Annotated in this window: 7 protein-coding genes; all 7 read right to left on the reverse strand. The window is 74.9% G+C overall.

Annotation, left to right across the window (positions count from 1 at the left end; all coding sequences use genetic code 11):
* Nucleotides 1-356: 356 nt before the first annotated feature.
* The 7 genes from WMF45_RS10620 to WMF45_RS10650 all read right to left on the reverse strand — a co-directional run bounded on the left by WMF45_RS10620 (nt 357) and on the right by WMF45_RS10650 (nt 17,598).
* Nucleotides 357-2,246, reverse strand: a complete 1,890-nt coding sequence (locus WMF45_RS10620; protein WP_437716797.1) for an SWIM zinc finger family protein — start codon at nt 2,244-2,246, stop codon at nt 357-359.
* Nucleotides 2,243-9,088 (reverse strand): HEAT repeat domain-containing protein, encoded by a 6,846-nt coding sequence (locus tag WMF45_RS10625; RefSeq protein WP_437716798.1) that lies wholly within the window; start codon nt 9,086-9,088, stop codon nt 2,243-2,245. Before WMF45_RS10625 ends, WMF45_RS10620 begins: the two co-directional genes overlap by 4 nt.
* Nucleotides 9,085-11,910, reverse strand: coding sequence for a hypothetical protein (locus WMF45_RS10630; protein ID WP_437716799.1), 2,826 nt, complete (start codon nt 11,908-11,910; stop codon nt 9,085-9,087). Before WMF45_RS10630 ends, WMF45_RS10625 begins: the two co-directional genes overlap by 4 nt.
* A 242-nt stretch (nt 11,911-12,152) precedes the next feature.
* Nucleotides 12,153-13,055, reverse strand: a complete 903-nt coding sequence (locus WMF45_RS10635) for a WGR domain-containing protein (protein WP_437716800.1) — start codon at nt 13,053-13,055, stop codon at nt 12,153-12,155.
* A gap of 36 nt (nt 13,056-13,091) precedes the next feature.
* Nucleotides 13,092-13,388: a DUF2288 domain-containing protein gene (locus WMF45_RS10640; RefSeq protein ID WP_437716801.1), complete on the reverse strand. Its 297-nt coding sequence runs from the start codon at nt 13,386-13,388 to the stop codon at nt 13,092-13,094.
* A gap of 124 nt (nt 13,389-13,512) precedes the next feature.
* Entirely contained in the window at nt 13,513-14,514 is a 1,002-nt protein-coding gene (locus WMF45_RS10645; protein ID WP_437716802.1) for an alpha/beta hydrolase, read from the reverse strand.
* Nucleotides 14,515-15,126: 612 nt separating this feature from the next.
* Complete coding sequence (locus WMF45_RS10650; protein ID WP_437716803.1) at nt 15,127-17,598, reverse strand: TonB-dependent receptor plug domain-containing protein; 2,472 nt, start codon at nt 17,596-17,598, stop codon at nt 15,127-15,129.
* Between the last annotated feature and the right edge of the window lie 122 nt (nt 17,599-17,720).

A 17,720-nucleotide genomic window follows, 5' to 3' on the forward strand; every position in this document is an offset into this window, starting at 1 on the left:
GGGAGCGATCTGTCCCGGGGACACCGGACCGTCGATCGCTGTCTCATGTCGCCAAGAGAGGCTCCAAGCGCATCACCTTCATCGCTTGGTGCACGGTAGCCTCACCGGTTCTCTTCGGCTAGACGAGCCCTACGGCGTCGGGAGAAACGGCGTTTGCGAGGTTGTCTCAGCTCTCCCGACGCCGTAGGGCTCGTCTAGCCGAAGAGAACCAAGAACAGGCTACCTTGCGGAGAGTGACTGGCGGTTCCTCCAGAGCGGCGCGACGCCGCTCCTACGCTCGAGGCGTGGAGGCTGGTGCGTTCAGAACCTCTCCTGGCAACACGAACAATCTCTTTTTCTTGACCTCCTTTCCTCTCTCATGCTGACGACGCGTCGGCGTCCACGAACCCGGAGGACGTCAATGCATCCAGTCTCTTGAAATACGCGTCGCGCGCTTCGCCGTCCGTGTCAAACCAAATGCGCTGGTGTCGCGGCGCTTCGGCGCGCGCCCCCCACGACAGGTGTACTACGCGGTCGTCCAGGGAGACACGGTAGACGACCTCCGCGCCCGAGGCCTCGCGGCGCACGTACGTGCGCGTCTCGGCGCGGATGAGCGACCGCCCCTCGGCCGTCTGGCGCAGGGCGTCCCGCTCGGCGCGCTCGCGGGCGTAGGCGACGCGGAGCGCGATCATGTGCTCGCACGGACCTTCGCGGAGGCCGCTCCGGCGGAACGTGGGGCAGCTGCACCACGCGTCGGAGACGCGGCCCTCGAGATCCATCGTGAACCGCGGGGCGAAGTCGCGGTGGGCCTCCCGGTCCGCGACCTCTCCGTGGATCTCGGTGCCCTCTCCGGCGATCTCGTGCACCTTGGTCGGCCTGACCGCGCCGGGCGCGCCGAGCAGGCGGTGGGCCGCGGCCTCGCGGGGCGAGCTGTAGCGGATGTCGCGCTCGTCCACCGGATCGGCGAACAGCTCGCGCGGGCGGTAGACGCGGCGCGCGACGTCGTAGAGCACCCGGCCGCGCAGGCACTCGAGCTGGAGCGCCGCGCGGGCGTCCTCGGCGCCGCCGCCGGCCGCGAGCGCCGCGAGCGGGAGCGGCCCGCGCTCGCGGAGGAGGGCGATCTGCCTGCCCGCGAGCGCGTCGAGCGCCGCGCGCGCCTTGTCGCCGCCTTTCCCCTCGCGGGGCATCAGGGCGTCGAACGAGGCGGCGCTGGCCCAGCTGCTGTCGGTCCAGCCCGTGAGCGCGATCGTCAGCGTCGCGCGGCCCAGATCGAGCACCCAGAAGACCGGCAGCCCGGGGCCCCGGAGCTCGGCGCGCACGCGCTGCACGTGCGGCAGGAGCCGCGACAGCGCGAGCAGCCGCTGCCGGCCGAAGGTCCGGACCACGCGCGCCGGGCCCTCGTACGGAGGGCCGTGGCCCTCGATCAAGATCTCCCAGGGCTCCAGGATGAGGCGCGGCGGCTTGCCGGGGACGAGCTCGAAGCGCAGGCCGCGCGGCGGCTTCTTCGCCTTGCGGGTGCGGAGCACGAAGAGCGCGTTGTAGAGATCGATCGGCGCGAGCTCGCAGGAGACCGCGGGGAGCGTCGCCGCCGACTGCACCTGCAGGAAGCCGCGGAGCCAGGTCGTCGGGACCTCGAGCGAGCGCTCGATCGGCGTCGCGCGGGCTGCCGCGGCGTCGCCGCGCGCCACGCCTGCGTCGAGCTCCACCTTGGCGTAGGCGCGAAGGCGATCGATCTGCTCGACGATGCGCGGCGAGAGATCGACGAAGGCGGTGCCGTGGGCGGCCTCGCGGCCCTCGAAGAGGTCGCTGGAGAAGGCGAGCCGGGCGTAGGCGCTCTCGTCGCGCGAGAAGACCTCGATCGAGACCTCGTCCGGGTGCACGGTGAGCACGGGATCGAGCGCGCCGGAGGCCCTCGGCTTCGCGGCGGAGCCGTCGCCCTGGGTCGCCGCGTCGTCGGGGAAGGCGCCCTCCAGGAACGCCTTCTGCGCCTCCCAGATGGCCGCCGTCGCCTTCTTGCCCTGCTTCATCAGGTAGGCGAGGTACGCGGTCCGATCCCGGCCCTTGTACCGGAGATCGCTCTCCAGGATGGTCGCCAGCGCGGCCATCGCGTCGCGGAAGAGCGCCGCGTCGCGGACGGTGCCGCGCACGCCGACCGGGCCGCGGGCGCCGTCGAGGGAGAGGCGCACGCTCGAGTGGAGCGGGGCGGCGGCGAGCTCGCTCGGCGCGGCGTACCGGAGGAGGATCGGGCGGGCGAGTGCGGCCGTCATGCGTTGACTCCTTCGGGGGTCTCGGGCGATGCGGGGGAGGGCGCGGCCGCGAGCCGCGCCGCGCGGGGATCCGCCGCCTTGCGCTTCGCGCGGCGGTACGCTCGGTACGCGGCCTTGCGGAGGGCGACGTCGGCCTTCTCTTTGGCCTTCTCCTTGTCGAAGGCGAGCGCGGCGAGCGCCTCGAGCGCGCGCTCGCCACCGGCGCGGCCGAGCGCCGCGATGGCGTCGAGGCGCGCGGAGGCGTCGCCGCCGCTGCCCTGCGCGAGCGCGATCAGCGGGGCGAGCGCGGCGACGTCGTGGCGCGCGAGGATCGACGGCAGCGCGAGGCGCCGGCCCGGCTCGGTCGCGGTGAGCGCCGCGAGCGCCTCGGGCGAGGCGACGCGCGCGGTCGGCCCGAAGGCGACCGGGTCGAACGGCCTCACCGCCACGGCGATCGCGGCCGAGCCGTCCGGCGCGAGCGCGGCGAGCGCGGCCGACGCCGAGGCCCGGACGCCGGCGTCCATGTCCTTGAGGGCCGCCGTGAGCGCCTCCACGGCGCCCGCGGGCGGCGCGGCCCCTGCGGACCTCGCTGCCGACTCGAGCGCGCCGAGGGCGCGCGCGGCCTCGCGGCGGACCTCGCCGGGAGCGCTGTCGTTCGAGAGGAGCGCGCGCAGCGCGGGCGCCGTCGCGGTCGCGCCGGCGCGGCCCGCGGCCCAGAGGAGCTCGCGCCACGCCGCGGCCTCGGCGCTGCGCTCGTCGCCGTGCGCGGCCGACCAGCGCTCCGCGGTGCGCTGCGCCGCGGCGGCGAGCGCGCCCGCGAGGGCCCCGCGATCGCCGGTCACGGTGCCGGCGGCGATGAGCCGCGCGGCCTCCTGCCGCGCCGGGGCGCGCTCGTCCTCGAGCATGCGCAGGAGCGCGGCCACCGGCAGCGCGCCGCGGCGGAGCAGGCCCATGGCGAGGCGCTGCCGCAGGTCCTCGTCCTTGAGCGCGGCGAGCCGCGGCAAGAGCTCGGCCGGGTCGGCCTCCGCGGCGAGGTAGCTCGCCGCCGGGCCCGCGATGTCATCGTACTCGCTCCCGACCGCGAGGAGCTCGACGCGCGTCCGCTCGCCGGGGAAGAGCTTCTCCAGCGCCTTGCGCGCGTTCTTGCGGACCTCGCTGCTCCGCGCGTCGAGCGCGCGGGCGAGCGCGGGCTCGGCCGCGCCGTCTCCGAGCAGGCCGAGCTCGTTCACCGCGACGATGCGGAGCCTGTCGGGCGTGTCGCCGGCCCGCACGAGCTCCTCGAGCAGCACGCGGGCGCGCTCGCCGCCGATCCAGCGCACGCCCTTCGCCGCCGACTCGCGGAGATCGATGGAGTCCGCGTGGAGCGCCTGCTCGACGCGCTCCGAGGCCCGCTTGCGGAGCTCGGCGCTCCCGAGCTTCGGGGCCATGCGGCCGAGCGCCTCGGTGGCGGCGGCCTGCATGCTCGGCTCGATGGGCGCTTCCTTGGTGCCGCCGGCGGCCACCGCCTCGAGCTCCTCCAGGGCGCGGGCGTCGCCGAGCGTACCGAGCGCGAGCAGCGCGCGCTCCCGCTCCCCGGGCTCGCCCGCGCGCACGACGAGGAGGAGCGGCCGGAGCGCTGACGCGAGGCCCCGCTCGGCCACCCCCTCCGCGGCGGGCAGCACGAGCTCGCGGGCGCCCGCGCGCAGCACGGCCTCGAGCGGCCCGGAAGGCGCGCGCTCCTGTCGATCGCCCTTCACCCGCTTCGCGTAGGACGTCACGGCCGCGACGCGCGTGGGGAGATCGCGATCCCCGAAGAGCGCGACAAGGAGGTCGTTCTGCGCGGGATCGTCGCCGAGATCGAGCTCGCGCGCCGCGGCGAGGCGGAGCGCCGGGTCCTTCGCGCGCGCGGCGGCGGCGAGGAAGGCGAGCGCGAGCGCCGTCTCGCGCTTCTCGCGCTCGCGCCCCTTGTCGACGATCTCGAGGCACGCCTTGAGCGCGGCGCTCCGGACCTCGGCCGCCTCGTCGTCGAAGCGCGCCGCGAGCGGCGCGGTGGCCGCGGGGTTCCGCGTGCTCCCGAGCGCGCTCGCCAGCGCGGCGCGGTCCGCCGGCGTGGCGGCCTCATCCATGCGCGCCGCGAGCGCCCGCACCGCCGCGTCGCTCGCGAGCGCGACGAGCGCCTTGCGCGCGCGCGCCGCCGGCGCGGCCGCCCCCTCGCGCAGGAACGCCGAGAGCACGTCGACCGCGCGATCGTCGCGGCTGCGGGCGAGGAGCTCCGCGGCGCGCAGGCGCAGGTCGTCGTGATCGCTCTCCATCGCGCGGCACAGGGCGGGCACGATGCGCGGATCGCTCGACGACGCGAGGCGCTCGAGAACGCCGAGGCGCAGGTCGGCGTGCTCGCTGCCGAGCGCCGCGAGGAGCGGGTCGAGGCTGCCCTTCGGGGAGAGCCGCTCCAGGAGCTCGAAGGCGTAGCGGCGCACGTCGGGCAGCGCGGAGCTGAGCGCGCGCACGATCTCGGGGCGGGCGTCGCCGCCCCGCGCGGCGATCTCGTCGAGCGCGGTCCGCGCCACGTCGGCCGACGCCGACGCGAGCCCGAGCGCGAGCGGCTCGCCCGCCCCCGCCGGGAAGAGCGCCTTGAGCCCCGCGAACGCCGCCTTGCGCACGAGGTGGTGCGGGTCGTCGAGCGCCCGGACGAGCGGCGGGACGGCGGCCGTGCTGCTGACGTGCCCCTTGGCGCAGACGTCGACGATGCGATCGATGGCGTCGCGGCGCGTGCGGTGCGCCTCGTCGTCGCCCGCCGAGACCTGCCGGAGGAGGCCCATGTACGCGCCGAACGCGAGCCAGCGCAGCCGCCGCTGCTCGCCCTCCGGGACCGCGTCGCCGGCCGGCTTGTCGCTCTGCTTCTGGGCGCTCTGCCCGCCCGGCTCGGGCTGCGCGAAGAGGCGGCGGAGCCACCCCTTCGCGGGCTTCGTGTCGCTCTCCTCCGCGGCGCGCGGGGTCGTGTCCGCCACGACGTGGGCGCCCGCGGGGCGCAGCGCGGCCACGCGCTTCGCCTCGCGGAAGTACTCGACCGGCTTGCGCCGGATGCGGAGCACCTGCGCGGCCGCGTAGCGCTGCTGCGGGTCGTCGCTGGCGAGCGCCTCGGCGAGGCCGACGAGGATGCGCCCGCGCGCGACCTCGGGCGGCCAGTCCTTCGTGCCGGCGGGCTTCTCGCCGTCGGCCGCGCGGCCCTGCTCCGCCGTGTCGGGGCGCGGGGGTATGAGCGCCTCGATGAGGTGGGCGAGGTACAGCTCCGGATCGGTGCGGAGCTCCAGCGCGCGCGCCGCGGCGAAGCGCACGTCGGAGCGCTGCGACGAGAGCGCGCTCGTCAGGAGGTCCGGCGGGTCGCCGCGGCGGAAGGCCCTGAGGTCGCGCGCGAGCACGATCGCGAAGACGATCTCCTGGACCTCGCGCGAGCTGTCCTCGAGGCCCTGCAGCATGCCGCCGTAGCCCTCGGGCCCGAGCGCGGCGAACGACATGATCGTGGCGACGCGGATGGGCGGGTGCTCGTGGCGCAGCGTGCCCGTGAGCACCGGCAGCGCCCGCACGTCGCCGAGCCGCGCGAGCCCGTCGGCGGCCCACGACCGCACCGCGACGTCGGCGTGGCCCATGGCGTCGAGCAGGTAGCCCTCCTCGCCGCGGCGGGCGGCCATCGCGAGCCCGCGCGCGGCCTGCTCGCGCACGTCGGGGTACTCGTCCTTGAGCAGCTCGGTGGCGAAGTATTTGACGAGGCGCGGCGATCCCAGCGTCGCCAGCGCGGTCGCTGCGCGGGCGCGCAGCGGGCCGAGGACCTGGATCGGCATCTGCTTGAAGAGGGACTGATCGGCGAGGAGCGCGCGCATCGGGTTGATCAGCTGCTCGTCACGCCGGACGGCGCAGAGCTCGGCCGCGCGCACCCGGAGGTCGAGGTGGCTCGACTGGAGGCCGATGTGGAGCGGCCCCGCCTCTCCCGGCAGGAGCTTGTCGAGCGCCTCGATCGCGGCGATGCGCGGCCCCGCGTGCTCGTCCTCGAGCAGCTTGCTCAGGGCGCTGCGCGCGGCCTCGCCCACCGGCACGCGCGTGGCGAGCAGCCGGAGCAGGGTGTTGCGCGTGTCGTCGCCCGCCGGCATGCCCGCGGCCCCGCGCGCGCCGCTCTCCCGGACCGAGGGGTGGATCGACGCCATGGCGGCGAGGTGCGGCTCCGCGGCCTCCTTGCCGCGCAGCTTGACGATGGCGTCGTACGCGGCCTGGGCCACGCTCGCGTCGCGGTCGCCGATGGCCGCGTGCAGCCGCTCCGCGGCCCACGGCTGCTCGCCGTGCGCCTTGAGCTCCTCGACGGCGCGCAGGCGCAGGTCGGGGAAGCGCGCGAGCTGCGCGCGGTCGAGCGCCGTCTGCGGATCCGAGGCGTGCCACGACCAGAGCGTCCGGAACGCCTCGCGGCGGACCTTGGGCGACTCGTCCTCGATCGCGTCGGCGAGCAGCGCCTCGGCCTCGGGCGGCCTCGGTCCCTTGCCCTCGCCGGCGAGCGCCACGAGCCGGTCGAGCCCGCGGACGCGGATGTCCTCCTGCGACGAGCGGAGCGACGCCTCGGCGACGGTGAGCGGGGCCGACGGCTGGAGCCGCGCGTAGGCGTCGTGCGCCGCGGCGCGCACCGCCCCGTCCGCGTCGTCGAGCATCCAGATGAGGCGCTTCTCGGCGCGGGTGTCCCGGAGCTCGGCGAGCGCGGTCGCCGCCTGCCTTCTCAGCGACGGGTCCTGCTCGCGCGTGAGCTGCAGCAGCGCGCCGAGGGCGCGCGTGTCGCCTAGCTGCGCGAGGCCGCGCGCCCCACGCACCGCCGTGTCCGGCGTGCGGCACGCCATCGCGGTGAGCAGCGGCTCGAGGTCGGCCTCGGCGGGCTCGGCCCCCGGGCTGCCCACGCCGGGGATCCGGGCGCGCGCCGCCTTGATGGCCGCCTCTTCGGCCGCCTTCGCGGCGTCCTTCGCCCCATCCTTCGCGTTCGCCGCGGGTTTCTCCGCGCCGCCCGCGCCGGCGCGCCGCAGGACCTCGGCCGCCCGCCGCGCGATGTCGATCGCCGCGCGGCCGAGATCCTCGTCGCGCGCCTCGAGCGCGTGGGCGAGCGCGCGCCGCTCGATGACCTTCGCCGCGAACGCGATGCGGCGCACCTCGGCGTCCTCGTCGTCGAGCGCGCGCGCCGCGATCGGCGCGAACTCCGGCGCCGAGAGCCAGCCGGCGAGCGCCGCCCGGATGAGCGCCTCGACCCGGAGGTCGGCCGGGCCGCGCTCGAACGCGGTGCGGAGAGGCTGCGGGCCGTCCGGGTAGATCTGCTGGAGCTGGTCGAGCGCCGTGAGCCGCACCGACGCGTCGCGGCCGGCGAGCTTCTCGGCGATGAGCCCCGGGACGAGCGGCGAGCTGCCGTAGAGCTTCCGGAGCTCGAGGAGCGCCCGGCGCTGCACGTCCGCGGCGCGGGCATCGAGCGCCGCCCGGAGCGGGGCGAGCGGCGTGTCGCGCTCGATCGCGCGGAGCGCCTCGAGCGCGGCCATGCGGACGTTCGGGCTCTCGTCGTCGAGCGCCTCGCGCAGCTTCGCGCGCGCGCCGCGGCGCCCTTTTTCCCCGAGCTCGCGGGCGGCGAGCGCGCGCACCTCGGCGTCGCGGTCCGATCGGAGCGCGGAGAGCGCGGCCTCGAGCGCCTCGGGCTCGTCGAGCGAGGCGAGCGTCTTGACGGCGCTCTCGCGCGCCGGCCGCGCGCCCGAGAGCGCCTGGGCGAGGACGTCGAAGCCGTGCGCGAGCTCGGCGGTGCCGTCCGCGGGCGCGCCGGCGGCGTCGATCGGGAAGCGCCATACCGTGCGCCGGTCCCCTGCGGCGAAGACGGCGCCGAGCCCGTCCTTCGCGTCCGCGCCGCCGCGGGCGGCCTGCCCGCGCGCGCCTTTGCGCGCGGCGGCCGGCGCGAGCGCCAGCGCGTGGAGCGCCAGCGCGCTCGTCTCCAGCGTGCGCGGCTTGCGTTTGTCCTCGAGCCGGTGGATGCGGATCGCGCCGTCCGCGCCTGCGGACAGCAGGCGGTCGCCGCTCTCCTTGCCGTCTTCCTGCGGCGGCGGGGTGGGCAGGCACAGGAGCGCGCGGACGCCGCCCGCGTGACCGCTCCCGTCCGCGCCGCGCACCTCGCACTCGACGTCGCCGACGAGGTACCAGAGGCGCACGGTGCCGTCGTCGCCGCCCGACGCCAGCCGCCCGTCGCGCGGCGTGAACGCGAGCGCCGTGACCGGCCCGTCGTGCCCCGGCATGGCGCGGACGGCGCCCGTCGACAGCGTGACCACGCGGACGACGCCGTCGTCGCCTGCCGCCGCGCAGAGCTCGCCGGCAGGATCGAAGGCGACGGCGCGGAGCGGCGCCGCCGAGAGCGCGAACGACGCGATCTCGACGGCGGCGCCGGGCTGCGGGGCAGGGGAGCCGGCGGCCTCGCCGACGCGGAACACCCGCAGCGCGCCGTCGACCCCCACGGTCGCGAGGCGCGCGCCGGCGTTCTGCGACACGCCCGCGGCGATCGCCGTTGCGCCGCCCGGGTGCGCGTCGATCGCCCGCACATCGGCCACGCCGCCCGCGACGAGGCGCAGCGCCCCGTCGGAGCACGCCGCGGCGAGCAGGTCGCCCGCGAAGGCGAGGCCCAGCACGTGCGCGGGCACGTCGATCGAGCGCACCGGCTTGTTCGCCACGTGATCGAACAGCGTCACCTGGCTCGCGCCGGCGGGGGATGGCGTGGTCTGCGTCCCGCGCGCCTCGCCCGGCGCCGGCGCGCGCACGCCGCCGACCGCGAGGAGCCGCGGGCCGATCGCGAGCGCGCGGACCTTCTCGTAATGGCCGATCGCGTGGCTCATGCGGTCTCCTGTCCGACGCCGGGGAGCGCCCGGCCTTCGCCGACGGCTCCGAGGCCTTCGAGCTCGAGCCCCGGGTGCGCGTGCCTGAGCCGCAGGAGCGCCGCCAGGCACGCCTGCCACTCGCCCTTCGCGATCGACCCGGTGAACTCGGCGATGACGGGGGCGACGAGCGCCGCGAACGCCGCGTCCTCGACCGCCAGATCGCGCACGACCTCGATCACGTGCCGCTTGGCCTCGCTCGCCGAGAGGCGCCTGCGCGAGCCCGCGTCGTCGCCCGGCTCCGGCGACCTCCCTGCGGGGATCCCGGACAGCACGTACCGCAGGAAGCGCCGGAGCGCCTCGACGTCCGCGAACCGCCCGGCGTCCTCGGGCAGCTCCGCCGCGGGGCGCGCGTCGTCTCCGCGCGCACCGCGCGGCCGCCAGCCCGGCGGTAGATGGCGCGGACGGTGCTTCTCCCAGAGCATCCGCACGGCGAAGAGGCGCACCTCGCGGTCGGCGCTCTGCATCAGCCAGCCGAGGCGCTCCGGGCCGCCGAGCCGCGCGTAGTGCTTCAGGATGAGCGAGAGGCCGAGCTCGCGCGCGCTCTTCTTCAGGCTCTCCGTGAGCGCGAAGACCTGCGCCGGATCGAGCTCCTCCGGCGTGAGCGCGATCGCCGGATCGGCCGAGGGATCGCCGACCTTGCGGAGCGCGTCGAAGGCGATGTTGCGCACCTCCTTCGCGTCGCTGTGCGCGAGCTCGTAGACGCGGGTCTGGTAGCCCCACGCCCGGAGCTCGGCGCGCGTGATGAGCGCGGCGAAGCGCCGGACGTCGTCCCGCTTGTCGGAGAGCGCGGGCCAGATGCGCTCGGCGGTGAACGCGCCTCGCTTGAGCGCCGGCTTCAGCTCGAGCTCCTTGGCCTCGCCCTGCTCGGGCCCGAGGACGGGGTGGTGGCAGCGCAGGTACGTCTGCGCGAACGCCCGCATCGGCTCGGGCTCCTTCTCGCCGAGCGCGAGCGCGAACAGCCTCGCCGTGCCCGCCTCGCGGTCGCCGCGGCCGCTCGCGTCCTGCCCCGCGTCGAAGTCCTGCGGCTTCATGTGCGAGAGGAGGTAGCGGCGCGCGAAGCCGTTCAGCGTCGGATCGGCGCGCCGCGCGAGCGCGAGCAGCCAGGGCAGCGTGAGCTGCCGCGGCGACACGATCTTCGGGTTGCCGAGCACCTCCAGCGCCACCGCGCGCGTCTCGGCGCTGAAGACGAGCCCCTTCAGGCGCTCGACGCCCTCGGCCGTCAGGTCGGGCAGGGCGTCGGCCTTCTGGAGCCAGGTCGCGACCGTGGACCCGAGGCGCTTGCGCGTGAGCGCGCCGAGCAGCCACGGCGTCCCGATCGCCGCGATCGGGCACTTGCCGAGCGCGTCGAGCGCGGACTTCGTCGCCTGGTAGTCGTCCTCGTGGCGCGGGTCGTCGAGCACGCGCACCCAGAAGGCCGCCCCGGGCTCGCCGGGCCGGTACTTGGACTTGAAGTACGCGGCGGCCCACTTCTTCTGCTCGGACTCGCCGTAGAGCATGTCGATGAGGAAGCCCTCGGGCAGCTCGGCGCGGTCGAAGCTCTCGCTCAGGGCCTTGCTGGCCCACGCCTCGGTCTCGCTGTGCGTGAGCAGCCGCCCCAGGAACGCGTGGCCGAGCGCGCGCGGGCTCTTGCCCTGGAGCGCCGACGCCGCGAAGGCGCGCGTGTCCTTGTGCTCGGAGTCGAGCAGCGCGGCGAGGCGCTCCGGGTCGAGGTCCGTCGCGTGCGCGCGGGCGTACTCGATCGCGAACGTGCGCGCCTTCGGGCTCGGGGAGCCGAGCAGCGCGAGCGCCGCGTCGTGCAGCCCGAGGCCCCGCAGCTTGCTCTGGTGGAGCTCCGGCGAGCCGAGCAGCGTCTCGATCAGGAACTCGTGCGCGCTCGCGAGCGGCCGGTACGCGAGGCGCGAAAGCCACGCGGGCGTGACGCTCCGCAGGGTGTCGGCGAAGTCCTTCTTGAGCCCCTGGATCGCGAACTTGGCAGGCGGATCGGCCTGGCAGGCCGAGAGCAGGAGCATCAGCGGATCGGGCGATCGCTTCCACGCCTCGTCGAAGGCGCGGTGCTTCACCATGTCGTTCGGCGGGACGTTGCCGTGGAACGAGCGCCCGTCGTACTTGCCCGTGCCGTGCGCCCAGATGTGGTTCGCGACCCAGAGGTCGCTGAAGCTCGTGCCCGGCGCGTAGTGCCGGAGGACCTCGACCGCGAACTGCGGGTAGAGCTCCGGCGTGCTCCGCCCGAGCTCGCGCAGGAAACGCCACGCGCGGCGGCGCATGTAGATCAACGTCCCCCTGGAGACCTCGCGCCGCCGGCTGCGGGAGAGCTCGACGTCGAAGCGGAAGGCGAGCGCGCCGAAGATCTCCGCGTCGAGCCGCGCCTCGGCCAGCTTGTAGATGCGCTTGAGCCCGCCCCACGCGCCGAAGACCAGCGGCGCGCTCGTGGCGATGTCGCGCAGCGCGCTGCGCCCTGCGTCCGTGCCCTCGTCGTAGATGCGCACGAGCAGGTCCGCGAGCTCGAGCCGCGGCGGCGGCGCGGCGTCGACCTGCGCGAGGAAGCGCTTCCACGCGTCGGTCGACTGCTCTCGCCGCTGCTCGGGGGAGCGCATGCCCTGCGCGCGCGAGAGCAGCTGCAGGAACGCCGCGAAGGTGAGCGCCCCCTCGCGCGGCGGCGTCTCCGGTTTTGGATCCGGCTGCTCGAGGTACGCCTCGACGACCTCGGCCAGGGTGGGTGAGCCGCTCGTGGCGAGCTGCTTGACGTTCGCGATGTCGATCGGGTTCGGTGAGCTCGTCAAGGCGCCCTCCCGCGGCGGGATGGCCTGGGAGAATCGCGAGCCCCGCGGTGCAGGTCAAGCCAGAGTCGATCTGACGATGACGGAAGCGTCGTCGCTTCCACCCGGTGTGCGCCTGTGGGTGGGGCGCGTTCGCGGCTGCCGGGGGGCCGCGCGGCGCGGCGCCCGGAGCGTCGCCTCGAGGCGCGCGCCGGACGCGCAGCTCAGGCCTCGAAGCTCACTCAGCGCAGCTCAGGCCGGGCAGCTCACGCCGCGCGCATCCGCGCGACCCGCTCGGTGACGTGCGGGTCGCCGCCCGCGTCGATGCTCGCGAGGAGCTCCTTCAGCGAGCGCCCGCGATGGGCGAGGTGCGCCTCGAGGTGCGGCGAGAGCGCCTTCCAGCGCCGCGCCCACCCGGCCTCGGCGCTCATCGAGCCGTTGTGTGGCCGATCGACGAGCAGGGCGCCGAGCCGGAGGCCGAGCTCGGGGTCGTCGAGCTCCTCGAGCTGCCGCTTCAGGAGGGCGAGCGCTCCGGCGGCAGGAGAGGTCGCCGGCGGGGCCTTCCAGGTGTCGCGCACCGCGCGCGCGAACGCCGCGGCGTCGAGCTCCGAGAGCAGCTCGATCGCGCGCACCAGCGGCAGGCGATCGCGCGCGTTCGGCGCGACGACGCGGTCGAGGAGCGCGTCCAGCGCGGCGGCCAGCGCCCCGTCGGTCGCGGGATCGAGCCCGCCGAGCGACTCGAGCGCCCGGCGGGCGCGTCGGACGGCGCGCCCGAGCACCCAGCTCCGCCGGCCGCGCGCGGCCGAGACCGCGGCGAGCGCGTGGACAGCGGCCTTGCGCCGCGCCTCGGTGGCCTCGCCGGGCTGGACGCGCGGCGGCAGATCGAGCTTCGGCGGCTGCGGGGGCGCGGCCGCTCCGGAGGTGGCTGCGGGGGCGCCGCCGGCGGGCGCGCCGCCCCCGGCGGCGGCCACTTCCTGGTAGCCCTCCCTGAGCTTCTCCGCGATCTTCTTGTCGCACTCGCGCTGCGCGGCCTCCGCCGTGGGGAACGCCTTCTCCTTGCGTTGCCCGGCGGTCCCCAGCCGCCCGTAGACGACGATGAAGGTCGCGTCGTCCACGTCGGCCATCCAGAACTTGGCGCTCGTCCCCTGCACGAACTCGAACCGGCGCATGCGGGCGACGATATCACGTCGCGCCGGCGGCGCGCTTCAAGAGGGCGGCGGCGAGGGCGGCTGGCGGATCAGCACGAACGGCGCGACCACGAGCGACAGGAAGCGCAGATCGTGCTGCTGCGGCCAGCGCGCGAGATCGGCGGCCGTCGGCTTGGCCAGCTTGCCGGCCGCGATCCAGGCCTCCACCGCGGCCGTGTCGTTCGCGGCCATGGCCTCGCCGACGTCCAGGAGATCGAGATCGGCGGCGACGACGATGACCGCGTCGCGCGCTGTATGGGTGCGGAGATCGGTCCAGAAGACCTCCCCGAGCGTCTTGGCGAGCTGTTCGCGCATGGGGGCAGCATAGGCCCAGGACAGCGGCCGCCAAGCCTTCGAGCCGCCGCCCGGGCAAGGAGGGCGGCGGCCGCCGGCCGCGGCGGTCCGGGCAGGCGGCGCTGCCCGAGGCGCCAATCGCGCCCTACCAGCCCATGGTGTGGTGGACCCAGCAGTCGATCTGCTCCCAGCCGACCCGCGCCTTGCGATGGCCGTTCAGGATATGGCCCGTGTCGGGGACGATCGCGGTCGTGACGCTCTCGGCGCTGGCATAGAGCGCCGCGTCGGAGTCCGCGTACGCCGCCGGCTGCAGCGCGTCGGTCTCCCCGAACTGGATGAACACCGGGCTCGTCACCTCGTCGATGCCGGCGAGCGTCGGGTCCTCGGAGACGGCGAGGAGGTTCAGGAACTGCCCGCGCGTGAACGTGTCGGCGATGGTGGCGTTGTCGAAATCGATGAGCGCCGGCGGCGCGTTCGCGGTGTCGTAGAAGATGGCGGTGCGCATGTCCGGCGGGATCGCGATATAGGGCGTCTGCAGCAGCGCGGAGATCGCCTCCGGGGGGACGGGGATCGGGTGCGGCGTGAAGGCGAGGCCGGTGTTCACGAGGACGTCGGCGTCATTGTAGGTGCTCTGAGTGAACGTGTTGATGATGGCGCCGTTCGAGTGACCGACGAGCGCGACGCGCGTGAAAGGCGTTTTGTAGACGCCGCCAGGCGTGCGCATCTCGGTGATGATCTGATGGACGCTGTCGGCGGTCTTGGCCAGGTCGAGGGAGTCGCCGTCGGGCCGGCTGCTCTCTCCGGCCCCGAGCATGTCGAGCGCCAGGACGGCGTATCCCTCCTTCGCCATGTGCCGGGCATAGGAGTAATCGTGTCCGCCGAACGACGGGAGATCCCAGTACTCGTGCGTGTAGGTCAGGCCGTGCACGAGCACCTGAAGGGGGCGGTACTTGGTATGACCCTGATAATAGAGGTATCCGACGACGTCGTACGTGTTGCCGTCGGAGAGGGTCACCGGGAACACCAGGCGCTCGACCTTGGTGGGCTGCCTCGACGACGACGCCTCGGCATCGACCGGAGAGAGCGCGGCGGCCGCGAGCGTCGCCGAGAAGAGTACCGTGCTGAGTGCGCGATAATACAAGTTCATGAATTGACCCTCATGGTTACGGCAGGTGATTGGAGGTGAGGCAACGTCTATCGCGGTGCGATATCCCGTGGTCTCTCAGCTCCAGCGCCGCCACGCCATGTTCGCAAACATTGGACCAGAAAGCGTCCACGTCAACAGGATAGCGCACGATCTCCGCCCGCGCCGCCGTGCGCCGCCATTTCGGAGCGATGTTTGATCTCCAGCGCGTTGACCGCGGGCTCGCCGGGCCCTCGCGGCCCGTCGTGAGGAGTGGACGCTGCACGAGGCTTTGCGTGATGCCGCAATGATTTGCACGGGTGTGACGCCGGCTGCCGGTCCCGGCACATGTGCCAGGGAAGGCGTCATCACGACGACTTCTGTGCTGACGAACAAATCTCCCCGTGCTTTACCGCTCTTGCCGGACGTCATGGCCAGGAGACGCCATCGCGCCACGAAGGTTGTTTGATGAATCGATATGGGATTTTTGTGGCTCCACTGCATTGTGCTCGCCGTTGCACGGCCGATCGCGCCCCCGCGGGTGAGCCGGGCGATCGCCGGCGCGGCGCGGGGGCGCAGCCGCGGCGCCCCGGGTGAGCGCGAGCGCTGCTCGCGGCGCGATGACGTCAATGCCGGTCAGAAGGTCGCTTCGGCGCCGATGCTCGGCAGGATGATGGGGCCGAGCGTCTCCGGCTCGCATCCGCGCAGGAGTGAGCACTCGTATTGCAGCGTCTCTTTTCCAGCGGTGGCGTTGAGCACCTCGACCGTGAGCGAGACGGTCCGTCCTTCGCGGAGGATCCACCGCTTCTCGAGCCGCAGGTCCAGCCGGAAGAACGCCGGCAGCCGCTCCGGCAGGCTCAGCCGACGGACCACCTGGGCGATCCGCTCGCGCAGCTGCTCGCGGCGCCGGATGTCCTGCTCCGTGTCGGGGCGGTCGTCGTTGCCATCCGGGCGCTGCCCGTCGACGCCGTCGTTGTCCCAGAGGTCGTAATCGACCGTCATCGGAATGCCGCTGTAGAACACCGCCCTGCCCCCGAGCTTCCAGCCGCGGCCCACGTCGACCGCGGCCGCCATGTTGAGCACATGGCGGCGGTCGAACGCCGAGTCGAAGCTCTCCCGGCCGACATGGCGGACGGAGCGGGAGAGTGTGTAGGACACGAACCCTCCGATGCGCTTCGACAGGCTGCGGTGCGCGTGGATCTCCAGCCCATGGGCGCTGCCGGCGCCGCGCAGCTCGGCCCGCTGCGCGAGGCCAGCGTCGGTGCCGGGAGGCCGGTTGCCGAGGGCGTCGCTCAGGTCGAGGAAGCCGCTCCGGAACCCGGTGATCGTGGCCTTGATCTCCCCGGGGAGGCGGAGCTCGACGCCGGCGCTCGCCAGGAGCCCCGTCTGCACGCCGCCGCGCAGGCCGCCCACCTGCATGCCGGGCACCGCGCCGAGGAAGCTCGGCGGCTGGTGGGTCACGCCGAAGGCGCTGAGCAGGGCGACGCGCGGGGTCGCTTGCAGCCGCGTCGCGAGCCGCGGATCCACCGTGGCCCTCGTCGCGCCGCCGGACGCGAAGAGGTCGCCGCGCAGGCCTGGGACCACCTCGAACCCGGGCGCGGCGCGGACGACGACGTCGGCCCAGAGCCCCGCGGTGAGGTCCTCCCGGCTCGTGAAGAGGCGCGCGAGCGCCCTGTCGTTCCGGGTCGGGAAGTCGCCGTCGTTCTCGCGGATGTCGATGTCGAACCGCTCCAGCTGTGCGTCGGCGCCGGCGCGCACCGTCAGCCGCTCGGAGACCGGCGCGGACAGCTCCACGCGCGCGCCGAGGAGGCGGGCGCGCCCGGCCCGCTCCCCGTCCTGGTTCTCGCTCTCCTCGTGGCCGAGCGTGATCGCGTGCCGGAGGCGGCCGCCGCGCGCGAAGAACCTGTCGTAGCGGAGGTCGAGCCGGTGGAAGTCGCCGGCGAGCACCACGTCCTTGTCGCCGTCGTCCTCGATCTGGGCGAGGTAGTCGTGCGACCCGAAGGCGAAGAGGCCGACCCGGTCGTACGGCGAGGCATCGTAGGTGACGCGCGCCTGGTAGTCCCAGTAGCCGAGCTCGATGCCGGGCGAGAAGAGCGCGAGCAGCGCGCCCGGGTACGCGTAGCGCCCGCCGACGAGCGCCGTGCCGCGGCCGTCGGCCCAGGGCGCCTCGACAAGGGCGCCCGCGTCGAAGAGCCGGAGGTTGGCCTCGCCGTGGAGCAGGCGCGCCGGCTCCCGGGTCTCGCCGGCGATGACGCCGCCGGTGTAGCGCCCGAAGCGCGCCGGGAAGCCGCCGGGGTAGAGATCGACCCGCTCGACGAGCGCCGGGTGGATCACGCTGGGGCCGAGCGCCACGTGATAGAGCAGCGGGACGCGCACGCCGTCGATGAAGTAGCCGACGTTGCCCGGCGGCGCGCCGCGCACGAAGAAGTACGGCACGCCGGACGCGATGGGCGTCACGCCGGGCATCGCCTCGATCGCGCGGAAAGGATCGCCGAACGCGCCGGGCACCTGGCGAACCTCCTCGCGCGTCATCGAGGTCGTCATCGGCGCCGCGCGTTCGCCCACCACCACCACGTCGATGGCCTGCCCGGCAGCCGGCGGCGAGGGCGGCATCGTCGCGACGCTCCCGCGGGGCGGCGCGGGCCCGGCGGGCGCCGCAGGAGGCGCGGCCGGCGCCCCGGCGCGAGGATCGCGGAACCTCACGGGGAACAGGATGCGCGCGCCGATGGGCCGCCCGTCGCGCCGGGCGGGCTCGAACCGCCACGACGGCGCCGCGCGCGCGGCCGCGCTCGCGAACGGCTCCTCGCCCTCCACCTCGACCGCGCCCACGGTGCCGTCCGGGTACACCGTGATGCGGGCGACCACGGTCGCATCGCCGACGCCGCCGGGCGGGTAAGGCGGCTCGGTGGGGCCGATCGGCGACGGCATGGTGACCCGGGCGCCCTGCGTGGCCGCCGCGGGCGCCGCAGGGGCCTGCTCCTGCGCGGGAGTCGCCGTGGCCTCGCCGTCGGTGAAGGCGACGAGGGCGCCGGTCGCCGCGGCCACCGCGACGGCCGCGGAGCCGCGCGTCCTCCGGCGTCGCAGATCGCTGTGCTCCGGCTCCTCCATCGGCGCTCCGGAAACCATGGAGAGTCGCGGCGGCACGCTCAAGCAAAACGTACCGGCGCGCCTTTCGGGCCGAGCGCTGCCGTGCCTCACCCAGGTCGCGCTGGACGACCGCGCCATCCCTG

The organism is Sorangium sp. So ce448 (assembly GCF_051520915.1).
Taxonomy (GTDB): domain Bacteria; phylum Myxococcota_A; class Polyangia; order Polyangiales; family Polyangiaceae; genus Sorangium; species Sorangium cellulosum_B.

Bases quoted from the DNA above. Each gene is read 5' to 3' on its own strand.
- WMF45_RS10650 (WP_437716803.1), bottom strand. From the start codon at position 17,598: ATGGAGGAGCCGGAGCACAGCGATCTGCGACGCCGGAGGACGCGCGGC.
- WMF45_RS10640 (WP_437716801.1), bottom strand. From the start codon at position 13,388: ATGCGCGAACAGCTCGCCAAGACGCTCGGGGAGGTCTTCTGGACCGAT.
- WMF45_RS10645 (WP_437716802.1), bottom strand. From the start codon at position 14,514: ATGAACTTGTATTATCGCGCACTCAGCACGGTACTCTTCTCGGCGACG.
- WMF45_RS10620 (WP_437716797.1), bottom strand. From the start codon at position 2,246: ATGACGGCCGCACTCGCCCGCCCGATCCTCCTCCGGTACGCCGCGCCG.
- WMF45_RS10635 (WP_437716800.1), bottom strand. From the start codon at position 13,055: ATGCGCCGGTTCGAGTTCGTGCAGGGGACGAGCGCCAAGTTCTGGATG.
- WMF45_RS10625 (WP_437716798.1), bottom strand. From the start codon at position 9,088: ATGAGCCACGCGATCGGCCATTACGAGAAGGTCCGCGCGCTCGCGATC.